This is a genomic window from Polynucleobacter sp. UK-Mo-2m-Kol15 (genome assembly GCF_018881505.1).
Taxonomy (GTDB): domain Bacteria; phylum Pseudomonadota; class Gammaproteobacteria; order Burkholderiales; family Burkholderiaceae; genus Polynucleobacter.
In genome coordinates this window covers 2,051,715-2,066,983 of record NZ_JACVQC010000001.1, presented here as the reverse complement: position 1 = coordinate 2,066,983, position 15,269 = coordinate 2,051,715, and the positions used below count along the sequence as shown (strand labels likewise).

General features: G+C 47.6%; 13 protein-coding genes. 8 read left to right on the top strand and 5 right to left on the bottom strand.

What is annotated here, in order from left to right; translation table 11 throughout:
* The first annotated feature begins 9 nt into the window (after positions 1 to 9).
* Positions 10 to 2,397, top strand: coding sequence for a UvrD-helicase domain-containing protein (locus ICN43_RS10590; protein WP_216199619.1), 2,388 nt, complete (start codon positions 10 to 12; stop codon positions 2,395 to 2,397).
* Here the strand turns inward: ICN43_RS10590 and ICN43_RS10585 are convergent.
* The 3 genes from ICN43_RS10585 to ICN43_RS10575 are packed head-to-tail and all read right to left on the bottom strand — an operon-like array spanning position 2,394 to position 4,602.
* The gene (locus ICN43_RS10585; RefSeq protein ID WP_216199618.1) at positions 2,394 to 3,176 is read right to left on the bottom strand and encodes a BPSS1780 family membrane protein; all 783 of its coding nucleotides are present in this window, start codon (positions 3,174 to 3,176) and stop codon (positions 2,394 to 2,396) included. The genes ICN43_RS10590 and ICN43_RS10585 overlap by 4 nt on opposite strands.
* On the bottom strand, positions 3,173 to 4,150 hold the full coding sequence (locus tag ICN43_RS10580; RefSeq protein ID WP_216199617.1) for a homoserine kinase: 978 nt from the start codon (positions 4,148 to 4,150) through the stop codon (positions 3,173 to 3,175). Before ICN43_RS10580 ends, ICN43_RS10585 begins: the two co-directional genes overlap by 4 nt.
* Positions 4,151 to 4,194: 44 nt before the next feature.
* Positions 4,195 to 4,602 carry a hypothetical protein gene (locus tag ICN43_RS10575; RefSeq protein ID WP_255533489.1) on the bottom strand — a complete coding sequence of 136 codons (408 nt, stop codon included), beginning with the start codon at positions 4,600 to 4,602 and terminating at the stop codon, positions 4,195 to 4,197.
* A gap of 81 nt (positions 4,603 to 4,683) precedes the next feature.
* On the opposite strand from ICN43_RS10575, the gene polA reads away from it, so the two are divergent.
* From polA to ICN43_RS10560, 3 genes are read left to right on the top strand one after another with little or no spacing between them, the layout of a single operon-like run.
* Positions 4,684 to 7,509 carry a DNA polymerase I gene (polA, locus tag ICN43_RS10570; RefSeq protein ID WP_216199616.1) on the top strand — a complete coding sequence of 942 codons (2,826 nt, stop codon included), beginning with the start codon at positions 4,684 to 4,686 and terminating at the stop codon, positions 7,507 to 7,509.
* 15 nt (positions 7,510 to 7,524) lie between these two features.
* Positions 7,525 to 8,421, top strand: a complete 897-nt coding sequence (locus ICN43_RS10565; RefSeq protein WP_216199614.1) for a dienelactone hydrolase family protein — start codon at positions 7,525 to 7,527, stop codon at positions 8,419 to 8,421.
* Positions 8,418 to 9,200 carry a ZIP family metal transporter gene (locus ICN43_RS10560; protein ID WP_370623202.1) on the top strand — a complete coding sequence of 261 codons (783 nt, stop codon included), beginning with the start codon at positions 8,418 to 8,420 and terminating at the stop codon, positions 9,198 to 9,200. Before ICN43_RS10565 ends, ICN43_RS10560 begins: the two co-directional genes overlap by 4 nt.
* On the opposite strand, the gene ICN43_RS10555 is transcribed toward ICN43_RS10560, so the two are convergent.
* Together ICN43_RS10555 and ICN43_RS10550 are read right to left on the bottom strand one after the other, a co-directional pair.
* On the bottom strand, positions 9,197 to 10,027 hold the full coding sequence (locus ICN43_RS10555; protein WP_216199610.1) for a sulfurtransferase: 831 nt from the start codon (positions 10,025 to 10,027) through the stop codon (positions 9,197 to 9,199). The genes ICN43_RS10560 and ICN43_RS10555 overlap by 4 nt on opposite strands.
* Positions 10,028 to 10,065: 38 nt before the next feature.
* The gene (locus ICN43_RS10550) at positions 10,066 to 11,172 is read right to left on the bottom strand and encodes an aromatic ring-hydroxylating dioxygenase subunit alpha (protein ID WP_216199609.1); all 1,107 of its coding nucleotides are present in this window, start codon (positions 11,170 to 11,172) and stop codon (positions 10,066 to 10,068) included.
* Positions 11,173 to 11,334: 162 nt separating this feature from the next.
* On the opposite strand from ICN43_RS10550, the gene xseB reads away from it, so the two are divergent.
* Genes xseB through folE2 form a run of 4 tightly spaced genes read left to right on the top strand, consistent with a single transcriptional unit; the run spans position 11,335 to position 15,267 of the window.
* Entirely contained in the window at positions 11,335 to 11,568 is a 234-nt protein-coding gene (xseB, locus tag ICN43_RS10545; RefSeq protein WP_216199607.1) for an exodeoxyribonuclease VII small subunit, read from the top strand.
* 22 nt (positions 11,569 to 11,590) lie between these two features.
* Positions 11,591 to 12,493 carry a polyprenyl synthetase family protein gene (locus ICN43_RS10540; RefSeq protein ID WP_216199605.1) on the top strand — a complete coding sequence of 301 codons (903 nt, stop codon included), beginning with the start codon at positions 11,591 to 11,593 and terminating at the stop codon, positions 12,491 to 12,493.
* Positions 12,494 to 12,509: 16 nt separating this feature from the next.
* Entirely contained in the window at positions 12,510 to 14,414 is a 1,905-nt protein-coding gene (gene dxs / locus ICN43_RS10535) for a 1-deoxy-D-xylulose-5-phosphate synthase (protein WP_216199603.1), read from the top strand.
* Positions 14,415 to 14,439: 25 nt separating this feature from the next.
* Positions 14,440 to 15,267: a GTP cyclohydrolase FolE2 gene (gene folE2 / locus ICN43_RS10530; protein ID WP_216199601.1), complete on the top strand. Its 828-nt coding sequence runs from the start codon at positions 14,440 to 14,442 to the stop codon at positions 15,265 to 15,267.
* The last annotated feature ends 2 nt before the right edge of the window (positions 15,268 to 15,269 follow it).

Below are 15,269 nucleotides of genomic sequence, written 5' to 3'. Positions count from 1 at the left end.
ATTGGGGCGATGTACTCAGACCTACTCGCAAACCTTAATCCAGAACAACGCGAGGCAGTGACCCTCCCGTCCGTAAATGAAAATGGCCAGGCTCAGTCAGCCCTGATTTTGGCTGGTGCTGGCAGCGGAAAGACCCGTGTCCTCACCACCCGTATAGCTTGGTTGATCCAAACTGGCCAAGTTTCGCCAATTGGCGTCCTGGCGGTGACCTTCACCAATAAGGCTGCTAAGGAGATGATGTTGCGCTTAAGCGCCATGTTGCCGATCAATACCCGAGGTATGTGGATTGGTACTTTTCATGGCCTTTGTAACCGTTTACTGCGTGCACATCACAAAGAGGCTGGTTTGCCATCCACTTTTCAGATTCTGGACACTCAGGATCAGTTGTCTGCTATTAAGCGCCTTTTGAAGGGCTTAAAGGTCGATGACGAGAAATATCCCCCTAAGCAATTGCAATATTTCATTGCACATGCCAAAGAGCGTGGTCAGCGTGCCAAAGAGCTATCTGTGGGTGATGACTTCCAGGCAAAAATGGCTCAATTGTATGAAGCCTATGATGAACAGTGCCAACGCGAGGGTGTAGTCGACTTTGCCGAACTCTTATTACGTAGTTATGAGTTACTCAAACATAGCGAAGCCATTCGAACTCACTATCAAGAGCGCTTCCGTCATATCTTAATTGATGAGTTTCAGGATACCAACGCCTTGCAATACGCTTGGCTCAAATTACTCTCCGGTCACGATGCAAGTCGTGTCAATGTCAGTGGTATGGGAAGTAGTGCGGTTTTTGCGGTGGGCGATGATGATCAAAGCATTTATGCTTTCCGCGGCGCCGATGTGGAGAACATGCGCCTTTATGAAAAGCAATACCACCCGATGATGGTAAAGCTCGAGCAGAACTATCGCTCGCATGGCCACATCTTAGATACAGCCAACTATCTCATCTCCAACAATACTGATCGCCTTGGTAAAAATCTACGTACCGATGCAGGACATGGTGAGCCTGTCCGAATCTATGACGCACCAAGCGATCATGCAGAGGCGGCTTGGCTTGTAGATGAAATCAAAGCCCTAGTCAGTAGCGGTATCAAGCGTACTGAAATCGCTTTACTCTATCGCAGTAATGCGCAGTCACGCATTATTGAGCACGCTCTATTCTCTGCAGCGATTCCATACCGCGTTTATGGTGGTTTACGATTCTTTGAGCGCGCTGAAATTAAGCACGCTTTAGCCTATCTTCGTCTTTTGGAAAATCCGAATGACGATACCTCTTTCTCACGTGTGGTCAATTTCCCGACGCGTGGTATTGGGGCAAGGTCAATTGAGGCGGTGCAAGATGCAGCTCGTGCCCAAAATAGCTCTTTGTATTTGGCGGCATCGACATTAGATGGCAAGGCGGGTGCTGCATTAGGCGGCTTCGTTCGTTTGGTAGATCACATGCGTGAAGCCACTCGTTACAACACCCTGCCTGAAACAGTCGAGTTTGTGATTCAGAATAGCGGTTTGATTCAACACTACCTCTCAGAGCGGGAAGGCCAGGATCGCGTAGAAAACTTACAGGAATTAATTAACGCTGCCACTGCATTTATTGCAGAAGAGGGTTATGGTCAGGATGCAAGCGCTGCCACACTCCCTGGCGAAAATGCACCTGGTTTAATAGAGGTATCACCGCTAGCAGCATTTCTCTCACACGCTTCACTCGAGGCTGGTGATAACCAAGCTCAGGCAGGTCAAGATGCCGTACAGTTGATGACGGTGCACTCTGCCAAAGGCCTGGAATTTACCTCCGTATTTATTACGGGCTTAGAGGAAGGTTTATTCCCACACGAGAACAGCATCAATGAACAGCATGGTTTAGAAGAGGAGCGTCGCTTGATGTATGTTGCGATTACCCGAGCTAAGGAACGTCTCTACTTATCTCATACGCAGTCACGCATGTTGCACGGCCAAGTGCGCTACAACATGCCTTCTCGCTTCTTAGAGGAGTTGCCATCCGATTCATTGAAGTGGCTCACCCCAAAAGTGAAGGATGCCCGTTGGGGTAGTGCTAGTGGTGGGAATAGTAGTCGTTCAGGATCTACTTGGCAAGATGGCTATACCCGTCAGCGTGAGTTTGGGTCGAATGATTTTTTTGATAGCGGCAATGAGCGTGAGCGACCTGCAAGACAAATTGGGCGCGTTGGCTCCGTCTCAACTTCAGTCAGCCGAATGGCCTCACCACCCCGAGGTAATTACCCTTTTACGATCGGGCAAAATGTTTTCCACACCAAGTTTGGTGAGGGGCGTGTGACTGGTTTGGAGGGTAATGACGCAGATGCGCGCGCTCAAGTGAATTTCAAGCGCCATGGCGTGAAATGGTTGCAGCTCAGTATTGCGAAGCTTGCTGCGATAGATTAAGCGATTAAAGTGGCTGACTCTTTTTCAGCGAAGCACGCTTTCCAGGTCGCAAAGAAAGAACAATGCATCACCGTAAGTCCTGCCATGGAAATCGGGGCAATGATGAATGATGCTGCCTGACCTAAATCTAGCGCATCAAAGATGGCGCCAATTGTTAATGGAATAGCAATTAAGATCGCACCCCAAATGGCCAGGTACAAAAAGAAAGCGCCGCGATTTGTCCAGCAAGCAATTGCGCTGGAAAAAAGTGCCTGTGGAACTGACATATCAGCCCAAGCAATAAGTACGGGGGAGAACCACATTAACATTGCCACTGGAACATACAGTAGACCGCCAAAAAATAGAATCAGATAAATTTGATTGATAGCATCAGGTGTAATGGGTTTATCGTTTGCCATCAGCGGGATTAACAGCTCAAAATCCACCAACAAACTCAAGATAAAACTCAGTGTCAGAATGAGTGCAGCGTAAATCAGACCCAATTGCAGAATGCGCTTACGAATCAAGGGTGTTGATTGAAGTGCAGCCAAATACACTGTCGGACGAATACGTTCTTTTTGAATCGCAAAGCGGCAAGCAGTCATAAAGCCAACCGATAAAGTGGGTGTGAGTAATAAGACAGCAAAAACGCCAATCACGGGTACGAGTACCGCTAGCTGTGCTGCAAATATGTACATAAATACCAACATTAAAAACCCCAAAGGGTTTTGTTTGAACAGCCAAATTCCTTGACGTATCCAGGTGTGGCCCTCTTTTGGGGCGACGGAGTTTAGTTTCATATGGCTTTGCGGCTTAAGAGAATATTTTCAAAATGACGAGGGTCATGTGGAGTAAGCATTTGCGCATCACGCGGCAAGTAAAAATCCCACAAGCGGGAAATCCAAAAACGTAGTGCAGCAGCTCGCATCATCAGGGGCCAGCTTGACTGCTCTTCACTGGTGAGAGGGCGAACAGACTGATATGCATCGATCAAGGCCTGAAGGTGAGCGGGATCCAAATCTTTTTTGTTATCAGCAAGACACCAATCATTTGCGGTGACTGCTAAATCAAATAACCACTTATCAGTACCGGCAAAATAAAAATCGAAGAAGCCACCGAGCCGATCTTGAGAGTGATCACTTGCGCTTTGGGGATCAAACAGTACATTGTCTCTAAATAGGTCGCAATGGCTTGCCCCTTGCGGCAGCAATGCATAGGCTGCAGAGGCAAAGAATTGTTCTTGCGTAGCAAGTTCGGTTGTGAGTAGTTCTTTTTGCTCATCGCTCAGATGTGACAAAACTTGTGGAACAGTTTTCTTCCACCAAGAAAGACTGCGAAGATTTTCTTGGGCGTGTTTGAAGTCGCTGCTGGCTAAGTGCATCTTTGCCAAATTTTCACCAACTAGGGCGCAATGCTTTACTGCGGGCACTAGTCTGGAAATGCCTGGGAGCTTGCTCACAATGGCTGCAGGCTTGCCTTTGAGGGTGAATAGAATCTGCCCTTGTTTATTCTCCAGCGGCTTGGGCACTGGAATACCTTTATTAGCCAAGTGGCGCATCAACTCCAAATAGTAAGGGAGTTGCTCTGCTGACAGTCTTTCAAAAAGAGTCAGAACGTATTCTTGTTTTTTGCCACCCTTCTCGGTGTCGAGAAAGAAATTGGAGTTCTCAATCCCACCATGAATGCCGCGAATATCAACCGCTCGCCCAATCTCAAAATTGCTTGAGATCCAATCGGAGATATCGCTCAGTTCAATAGGTGTAAAAACGGCCATTGCTAAAAATGAATTATGCGAATTGAGGGTGTACTGATTACCATTTAAAAAGGAATTTTGATACTAGGTACGCTGATGAGATCAGTTTCTTTTGGTACGCCGGGCATCACTGTGGCTGGAGGTGCCATTTCATAAGTGGTGTAGCGTGTCTTCACATCGACCTGAGTAGGTGCATTTGCATCTTTATATTCGGTAATTTCAGTACCAGTTGCTTCTTTGTGCTGAAAGGTCGGTTTACGACCTTCAGGTGCATTTGTACCTTGAGATGCGCTGACTGCGGGCGCTAAGGGCTGATTATTAATACGCTGTAGCTCTGATGGGCTCAGCGCTTGAGAATTATTTTGGGCATATGCTGAATGCGGGCCAAAAGAGGCAAAAGCTACTAAAAAGCTTGCCAGAACAAGAGCTTGGCTCAAAGAGGGTTGGAGTAATTTAGTTAGAGCATGCATCATTTTTCACCTTTTTAGGCCTATTTTCAGGGGGATTTGAATCTGATCCATAGGCAGTTAGCAACTAGATTGTACGATTGCGGTATGACTAAACATAGACTCTTGTTGGTAGACGGCTCTAGCTACCTCTATCGCGCCTTTCATGCCATGCCAGACCTTAGAAATGGGGCGGGAGATCCCACCGGGGCAATCTATGGGATGGTAAACATGATGCGCCGGGCTCGTTCGGAGCTCAAGGCTGACCACATTGCCTGTGTTTTCGACGCCAAAGGCAAGACTTTCCGGGATGAAATGTATTCTGAGTACAAGGCGCATCGCTCGCCCATGCCTGAGGATTTGGTTAAGCAGATTGAGCCGATTCATGCCATGGTGAGGGCTTTGGGTTGGCCTGTATTGATGGTTTCTGGGGTTGAGGCTGACGATGTGATTGGCACCTTGGCTTGCCAAGCAACTCAGGCTGGCTGGGAAACCATTATTTCTACTGGAGACAAGGATTTAGCCCAGCTAGTAAATTCCTCTGTTACCTTAATTAATACGATGACCGATGAAAAGCTGGACATCGAGGGTGTCATTGCAAAGTTTGGCGTGCCTCCCGAGCGTATCGTAGATTACCTTTCAATTATTGGTGACACGGTTGATAACGTGCCTGGCGTTCCCAAGGCTGGCCCTAAAACAGCAAATAAATGGTTAGCTGAGTTTGGTGACTTAGACAGCTTGATGGCAAATGCCGATCAAGTAAAGGGTGTTGTAGGTGAGAACTTGCGTAACAGTTTGCAGTGGCTCCCACAAGCTCGTCAGCTCATTACCGTCAAAACTGATTGTGATTTATCACTACATCTCCCTGGCTTGGATGACTTGCACGCGAAACCAGAGGATGCCCCGCTCTTACGCGAATTGTTTGAACGTTACGCATTTAAGACTTGGTTGCGCGATGTAGAGAGGCAGTTGGGGGGAGCGGTTCCTGATGCTGGCGGTGGTTTTGATTTAGCCGGCAGCCCCATCAAGAATAGTTCCGAAGAAAATGTAAACCTGGTAACCAAGAAGTTTGGCCCAACGGCCACAGAAGCAACTACCGCTCTATCTCAGGAAACGAGTGACTTGCAGGGCGCAATAGTCAAGAAATATGAATGTATTGTTGATGAAGTCGAGTTAGAGCGCTGGATTAAAAAAATTGAGGGTGCATCACTAACGGCTGTTGATACAGAAACCACCAGCCTAGATGCGCTAGCAGCTGAACTCGTTGGCATCTCTCTTTGTGTAAATCCTGGGGAGGCATGCTACATACCATTAGCGCATCGTAACGAGGGGACTCAACTCAGTCGTGAACTCGTTTTAACTCGTCTAAAAACCTGGCTTGAAAGCGCAACTCATTTAAAGGTTGGTCAAAACCTCAAGTACGACAGTCATATCTTTGCGAACTATGACATTGTTTTGCAAGGTATTAAGTTTGACACCATGCTGGAATCTTACGTACTCGAATCGCATATGCCGCACAATATGGACAGCCTGGCTGAGCGGCATCTCGGCATGAAGACTATTAAGTATGAAGAGGTATGCGGCAAAGGTGTGCATCAGATTGGCTTTGATCAAGTGGATCTGAAAGTTGCCACAGACTACGCGGCAGAAGATGCGGATATCACTTTGCGCTTGCATCAAGTTTTGTGGCCACAAATTCAAGCCAGTCCTGGTTTGCTCTATATTTATGAATACATTGAAATGCCTGCAATGCGTGTCCTCGGCATTATGGAGCGCAATGGCATTCGGATTGACTCGGCCTTACTGTCTCAACAAGGCCAAGAGCTTGGGAAGCGTCTGCTTACCTTAGAAGGTGAAATTCATAATCTAGCTGGACAACCTTTTAATATTCAATCCCCCAAACAGATTGCTGAAATTCTCTTCGGGCAGTTAGAGCTTCCTGTGATTAAGAAGACGCCATCGGGCGCGCCATCTACTGATGAAGAGGTGCTGCAGAAGTTAGCTGAAGATTATCCTTTGCCTGCGCGAATTTTAGATTACCGCAGCCTTGCTAAATTGATGTCTACTTATGTTGAGAAACTGCCGCGGATGGCTGATCCGAAAACGGGGCGTGTGCACACAAGTTTTTCTCAAGCAACTGCAGTGACGGGACGTCTGGCTTCGAGCGATCCAAATTTGCAAAACATTCCAGTGCGCACAGAAGAGGGTCGTCGCATTCGGGAGGCATTCATTCCTGCCGAGGGTTGTAAATTACTCTCTGCTGACTATTCGCAAATTGAATTACGCATCATGGCGCACATTGCCGAAGATGCAAATTTATTGGCTGCATTTGCTGCAGGTAAGGACGTACACCAAGCTACAGCGGCCGAGATTTTTGGGGTGCCATTAGAAAGCGTTACTTCCGAGCAACGTCGCTATGCCAAGGTCATCAACTTTGGCTTGATCTACGGCATGAGTGCTTTTGGTCTGGCTGGAAATCTGGGTATTGAGCGATCTGCAGCCCAGAATTACATTGCCAAATATTTTGATCGCTATCCTGGAGTCGCTCAATACATGGAGCGTACTCGCCTGGAGGCCAGAGAGAATGGCTACGTTGAGACAGTGTTTGGTAGGCGCTTATGGCTTCCAGAAATTAAGGGAAGCGGTCCCCGTCGCCAGGGCGCGGAGCGAGCTGCGATTAACGCCCCAATGCAGGGAACAGCAGCTGATCTGATTAAATTAGCCATGATTGCCGTTGAAAACTGGTTGGAAAAAGAGCAATTAAAGACCCGAATGTTGCTTCAGGTACATGATGAGCTGGTATTTGACGTACCCTTAGATGAGCTGGAGCTCTTGCAGGCAAAGCTACCAGACTTGATGTGTCAGGTGGCTAAGTTAAAGGTTCCTTTGGTGGTTGGGATTGGGATTGGCGATAATTGGGAAGAAGCACACTAAATTAGGAGACTAAAAATGACGGCAAAGAAAGATCAAGATGCAGTAACGGTATCTAGGGATAGAAGAGGCTTTATGAAGGCCTCAGCTGTGACTGCAACAACTATAGGGATTGGTTTTGTGGCTGCTTCCGAGCCAGTCCTGGCCGCAGCGATTGAAACCGATTTCACTGGAATTAAAGCGGGCGAGCAAATGATTCCGGTGGGAAGTTTCCAGTTGCCAGCCTACGTTTCTCGTCCAGAGAAGGCTAAGGGTAATTTACCGATCATCATTGTTATTAGTGAAATCTTCGGTGTGCACGAGTACATTGCAGATGTCACAAGGCGTTTTGCCAAGCTTGGATACCTTGCGATTGCCCCGGAGAAATTCATACGTGCTGGCGATCCCAACTCGTATGGAACCGTAGCAGAGATTCAGAAAAATATTGTTGCCAAAACTCCTGATGCTCAAGTCTTAAATGACTTACAGGCTACTTTGGTGTGGGCTGGTAAAAATGGTGGCGATCTCAAACGGGTTGGCGTAACTGGATTTTGTTGGGGCGGTCGCATTACTTGGCTCGCTGCTACTTTGCCGCAAGTGCGCGCTGGTGTTGCTTGGTATGGTCGTTTAGTGGGTGAGAAGACTGAAGGTAACCCAAGACATCCCGTTGATATTGCCGCTGATCTCAAGGCTCCAGTTTTGGGTTTATACGGTGGGGCAGATACTGGTATCTCTCTCGAGAGTGTTGAGCAAATGCGTACAGCTCTTGCAAATGCGGCTCCAAAAAATCCAGCAGCTAAAGCCTCTCGCTTTGAAATCTATCCTGATGCGCCGCATGCCTTTCATGCTGACTACCGGGCCACCTATCGTGAAGGTCCTGCTAAGGATGGTTGGGAAAAATGTATTGCCTGGTTTAAGCAAAACGGGGTTGCATAAGCTTCATGTCAGTACTGCAAAGCATATTGTTGGTAACGGCGCTAGCGGGAACCGCTAGCGTTCTGGTTGCTGCGAGTTTTTCTTTGTCTTTGCTCTCAAAGATGGTTGATAACATGGTGAGCGTGTCGGTCGGCATCTTGTTGGCTACCGCGCTACTTCATTCTCTGCCAGAGGCATTTACGATGGCGGGTGCAAGCCCCCAGCTCTTATTTGCTACTTTGCTGGCAGGCCTATTAGGTTTTTTCTTACTCGAAAAAATTGCTTTACTCCGTCATAGCCATCACCATGAAGGTGATGGTCACGGCCATCACCATGGTCATGATGCCGAAGTGGCTGGCCGCAGTGGTTGGATGATTCTAGTTGGCGATGGATTGCACAACTTTGTTGATGGTATTTTGATTGCCGCCGCTTTTATGGCTGACTATCAATTGGGTATCTTTACGGCGATTGCTATCATTGCCCATGAGATCCCTCAAGAGATTGGGGATTTCATCGTATTGCTTAATGCTGGATTCACCCGCACTCGCGCCTTGATGTACAACTTCATTTGTGGCTTAGCTGCAGTGGTGGGTGGTGTATTGGCTTACTTCTTTTTGGAGAAAGCTAACGCAGCAATGCCTTACTTGCTAGTTATTGCCTCCAGTAGTTTTATTTATATTGCGGTAAGCGATCTGATTCCGCAAATGCATCGACGTCCACACTGGGCGGAGTCCTTGCGTCAAACCATTTTGATTGCTTGTGGAGTTGGCTTTGTAATTCTGCTTTCGCTCTTACATTAAAGTGCAATTGGCCGACTTGGATCGGCGCACCATTCACTCCAGCTACCTGCATACAGGCGAGAGCCTTTAAGTCCAGCAACTTCCATAGCTAGAAGGTTTTGACAGGCCGTAACCCCGGAACCGCATTGATGAATTACTTCGGAAGCTTTGCTGGATCCTAGAAGACCATGAAAGTCTTTGTAAAGCTGCTCCGGAGTCTTAAATGATTTACCGGAGAGATTTTCTCTAAAACAGTAATTGATTGCATTGGGGATATGCCCAGCAACTGGATCTAATGTTTCATTTTGACCATGAAAGCGATCGTTTGCGCGAGCGTCAACTACCACATTCAATTTGGTCTGCAGATTGTGAACAAGCTCTTCAACGGTTACTAGGCCAACATAAGGCATTACTGGTACAGGCGTGCTTGTAGCTTGAGCTTGGCGCGGCAGCGTGCCGATGGGGCCATTCCAAGCATCTAGACCACCATCTAATACTTGAACATTGGCATGGCCGGTAGCCTTGAGCATCCACCATAAGCGACTGGCATATACGGAGCCCTGATTGTCGTAAGCAATGACTAAAGTTTTGGAGTCAATGCCTAGACTGGATTTAGTTTGTGCCCATGTCTCTGGAGTGGGAAGTGGGTGACGACCATTTTTACCGGTCTTTGTGCCCGAGAGATCCTGATCTAAATCGACGTAGAGCGCACCCGGAATGTGACCCTCTAAATACGACTTTCGGCCTGCTAGGGGATCAACCAAGTCATAGCGGCAATCGCACAGCAAGACATTTTCACCGCTATTGATGATTTCTTCTAACTGGTTTGCAGTAATGAGAGGCGTCATGGTAGCTTCCTATTTGGTGCGATATGGGTGTTACTGAATTATGCGCCCTGATAGTTCATGGCACGACGGTACCACTCATGAAAATGCTGCATGCCGTCTTCCATCGGGCTTTGATAAGGCCCCACTTCATTATGGCCTCGGGCTAGTAGGGCAGCACGACCAGCATCCATGCGTTCTGCAATTTCATCATCTTCGATACAGGTTTCCATATAGGCTGCACGCTCAGCTTCTACAAATTCGCGCTCAAAAAGGGCGATCTCTTCTGGATAATAAAACTCGACGATATTGCGAGTCTTGTTGGGGCCCATCGGATGTAATGTCGAAACACATAAAACGCCTGGGTACCACTCCACCATCACATTGGGGTAGTAGGTGAGCCAGATGGCACCATGGCGTGGAGTCTTACCCCCATGGTGGCGCAACACAGCTTCGTGCCACTTTTGGTAGACCGGTGAGCCAGGTATCTCTAAGTTTTTATGAATACCGACGGTTTGTACGCTGTGCCAGTCGCCGAATTCCCAGCGTAAATCCTCGCAAGAAACAAACTTACCAAGCCCAGGATGAAACGGAACAACGTGATAGTCCTCGAGGTAGACCTCAATAAAGGTTTTCCAGTTGTAATTGCATTCGTGAACTTCAACATGATCCAATAAATAGCCTTCAAAATTGAGATCGTCAGCTACGCCGAGTTTGGCTAGATCCGCCCGAACATCCCTTGGACCCTCAAATAAGAGTCCTTGCCAATTCTGTAGGGGTGATTTGCCAAGATGAAGACAGGGCTTATCTTCAAAATGGGGTGCACCCATTAGTTGACCATGTAAATCGTAGGTCCAGCGGTGTAAGGGGCAAACAATATTATCTGTCTTACCTTTGCCGTTGAGCATCAATGCCTGGCGGTGACGGCAAACATTAGAGAGGAGTTCAACGCCTGCTTGGTTTCGAACCAAAAGACGACCTTCGTTTTCTGCGCTCAGGGTTTGGAATGAACCGAGCTCAGGAACCATCAGTTCGTGACCAATATAGCCTGAACCCTGCTTGAATAGCAGTTCAATTTCACGCTGATAGAGATCAACGTCAAAATAGGCCGAAACCGGCAGTTGTAAATTGGACGGCGCAAGCTGCTGCGCGGTAGCCAGATTAGTCATTCTCCCCACCCCCGAAAATGTCAGCCGAAGCTAAGCGGAATAACCAATCCAACCATCGACGGATCGATATTGGAAAGGAAGGAGGGGATTATACCCATCTGGCCCCCGTCTCGCTTTAATATGTAGGCCTATATCTGTAAGAAATTTGAGGGAAACAAGCCAATGCCAGCGAAGAAATCTGAGGGTCAGAACCCCGGTCTTGAGGTGCAAATCGACCCAAGCCTGCGTTATGAGCAGGCTGTAAAGGAGTTAGAAAAGCTGATTTCTGATATGGAGTCAGGCAAATTTTCTCTGGAAGAGACTCTTTTGGCTTACCAACGTGGTGCAGCACTTTTGAAGCATTGTCAGGCTATGCTTGCTCAGGTTGAGCAGCAAGTTCGGGTATTTGAGGCGTAAGCCGCACTAAGAAGTGACCTTTATGAGCCATACACATTCATTTGACGATTGGGTTCGCGTTCACGGGCAGCGAACTGAATTGGCGCTCGATCATCTGCTCGATCTTGCCAATGCTAATCCCGCTCGTTTGCATGAAGCAATGCGCTATGCCGCTCAAGGTGGCGGCAAGCGTATTCGCCCTTTATTGGTTTATGCGGCTGGCGAGCTAAGCAATGACTCCGGCGAAGAAAAAAAATCCGCTTTAGATTCTGCTGCAGTTGCAATTGAGTGTATTCATGCCTATTCATTGGTGCACGATGATCTACCTTGCATGGATGATGATGATCTTCGTCGTGGACGACCTACTGTCCATAAAGCCTACGACGAAGCGACTGCTTTGTTGGTTGGCGATGCATTACAAACTCGTGCCTTTGAAGTCTTAGCAAATACACAGTGTGCTGCTGATATGCGATTGGCGATGATTAGTGCCTTAGCTAGTGCATCAGGCTCTCGCGGGATGGCTGGTGGCCAAGCAATTGATCTGGAAAGTGTTGGCAAGAAATTAGATCTTGCTGGCTTAAAACAAATGCATGCGATGAAAACAGGGGCTCTACTTTCCTGTTCGGTTCAGATGGGCGGTATTGTAGCCAAACTGAATTTCACTCAAATGCAGCATCTCCAAAGCTACTCCAAGGCTTTAGGTTTGGCCTTTCAAATTGTCGATGATGTCCTCGATGCAACTGCTGATAGTCAAACCTTGGGTAAAACTGCAGGGAAAGACGCTGCCAACGACAAGCCGACCTATGTAACCTTGATGGGTTTAGACTATGCCCAGAAAGCAGCAAAAGATTTGCAAGAAAAAGCAATTGCTAGCTTGGAGAGTTTTGGAGCTCAAGCCCAGGCTCTCAAAGATTTGGCTCTGTTAGTGGTTAATAGAGGCAAATAAGATTACTGAAGATTTGATGACTTTAAATTCTATTCACTCACCTGCAGATTTAAAAAAACTTCCTCGCGAGCAGTTGCCTGTTCTCGCAGATGAGTTACGTCAGTTTGTATTGGATTCTGTTTCCAAAACGGGCGGGCATCTTTCCTCGAACCTAGGAACAGTTGAGCTATCGATTGCTCTGCACTATGTCTTTGATACGCCGCAAGATCGAATTGTGTGGGATGTGGGCCATCAAAGTTACCCACATAAAATTCTGACTGGTCGGCGTGAGCGTATGAATACTTTGCGTCAGTTTGATGGCTTATCTGGTTTTCCACGACGCATTGAAAGTGAATACGATGCTTTTGGTACGGGCCATTCTTCTACGAGTATTTCGGCGGCCATGGGAATGGCGCGTGCTTTCCAAACCAAAGGGGAGCGGCAAGTTGCGGTTGCTGTGATTGGCGATAGTGCTATGACTGGCGGTATGGCATTTGAAGCGATGAATAATGCAGGCGTTTACGACGACTTGCCATTAGTAGTTATTTTGAACGACAACGATATGTCGATTTCGCCAGCCGTAGGTGCATTGAATCGGCATCTCGCCAGATTATTGAGTGGCAATATTTACTCAGCCACGAAAAAAGGGATTGATAGTGTTTTATCAATTGCTCCCCCATTGCGTGAGTTTGCAAAACGCTTGGAAGATCATGCAAAGGGTATGGTCTCACCATCAACTATCTTTCAAGAGTTTGGTTTTAATTACTTTGGACCAATCGATGGTCATGATTTAGATGCTCTCATTCCGATGCTGCAAAACGTACGCCGCTTAGCGCTTGAGGGCGGCGGCCCGCAGTTTTTGCACGTAGTGACTCGTAAGGGTCAAGGCTATGAGTTAGCCGAAGCAGATCCAGTTCTGTATCACGGGCCAAGCAAATTTAATCCAGAGGAGGGTATTAAGAAGTTCGCTACCCCTTCTCCAAAAACCTTTACTCAAGTGTTTGGTGAATGGTTGTGCGATATGGCGCATGCCGACCCATTGTTAATTGGTATCACGCCAGCAATGCGCGAGGGCTCTGGTCTCGTGGAGTTTGAAAAGAACTTCCCTAAGCGTTATTACGACGTCGGTATTGCTGAACAGCATGCGGTGACTTTTGCTGCAGGTATGGCATGCGAAGGTATGAAGCCGGTGGTAGCGATCTATTCAACCTTCTTACAACGTGCTTACGATCAACTTATTCATGATGTAGCGATTCAGGATCTTCCGGTACTGTTTGCGCTTGATCGTGCTGGTTTAGTTGGGGCAGATGGTGCAACTCATGCAGGTGCATACGATATTCCATATCTTCGCTGCATCCCCAATATGTTGGTCTTGACGCCGGCTGACGAAGCCGAGTGCCGTGATTTATTGACAACCGCTTTCCACCAGCCTCACCCAAGCGCAGTGCGCTATCCACGCGGTGCTGGTGTCGGAACTATACCTTCAAAAGAATTGCGTACTGTTCCCTTAGGTAAAGGTGAAGTGCGGCGTAAATCCAGCGCTCCTGCTGGTCAGCGGATAGCGATTTTGGCTTTTGGTACCTTGCTTTATCCGGCGCTCGAAGTGGCTGAGCAAATCGATGCCTCCGTTGCGAATATGCGTTTTGTAAAGCCGCTGGATCTGGAGCTTCTCAAATCCCTGGCTCAAGACCATGATTACTTTGTGACGATTGAAGATGGTGCAGTTCAGGGGGGTGCTGGTAGCGCCTGCTTAGAGGCGCTCTCTGCGATGGATATCAATAAGCCCCTATTACAACTAGGCCTTCCAGATCAATTCATAGAGCATGGCGATTACCAACTTTTGATGCGCAAGTGCGGCTTGGACTCCGAGGGCATTGCAAAGGCCATTTCCCTACGTTTTCCAGTGAAAACTACTGCAAATTCTGTGGACGCAGGCAAATAAGTCATTTTTGCTTGAAAATAGAGTTATGAACGACATCAATACCGCCTTTCTCAAACCGCAAACCATGCCGGATATACAGTCCTCGCATGATGAGCGCGCCTTGCCAATTGAGCAGGTGGGGATTCGTGGTTTGCGTCATCCCTTGAGCATACGTACTCAGACAGGTGTAATGCCAGCCGTTGGTAATTTTGAGATGGATGTCGCTTTGCCTGCGCATGTGAAGGGCACACACATGTCCCGCTTTATTGCACTCTTACAAAAACACAATGAACCTATCGATAGCGCATCTTTAGTTGCCATGGTGCGCGAGATGCTGCCATTACTCAATGCGAGCGAAGGTCGTATTCAATTTACCTATACACATTTCGTAAAAAAAGCCGCGCCTGTATCTGGTGTGGAGAGTTTGATGGATTACGAAGTGACTTGGACTGCAAAAGCAAAACAAAATACGTCTAGTGCAATCGATGTTGAATTAAATCTCCGTGCTGTAGTCCCAGTCATGAGTTTGTGCCCTTGCTCCAAAGAGATTTCTGAGTACGGTGCGCATAATCAACGCTCTCATGTGACGATGTCTGTAGATTTAGATCCGCAGACCAAGATGACGGTGGAGGATTTAGTTGCTGCCGCTGAGAGTCAGGCTTCTAGTGAGTTGTGGGGTTTGCTCAAACGCCCTGATGAGAAATGGGTTACCGAGCGCGCTTATGACAATCCAAAGTTTGTAGAAGACTTGGTGCGTGATGTGGCTGGTCAACTAAAAGGTAATGATCGTATTTTGTCTTTAGTAGTTGAAGCTGAGAACTTTGAGTCGATTCATAATCACAGCGCCTACGCTAAGATTAGTCTTACTAAATAGCC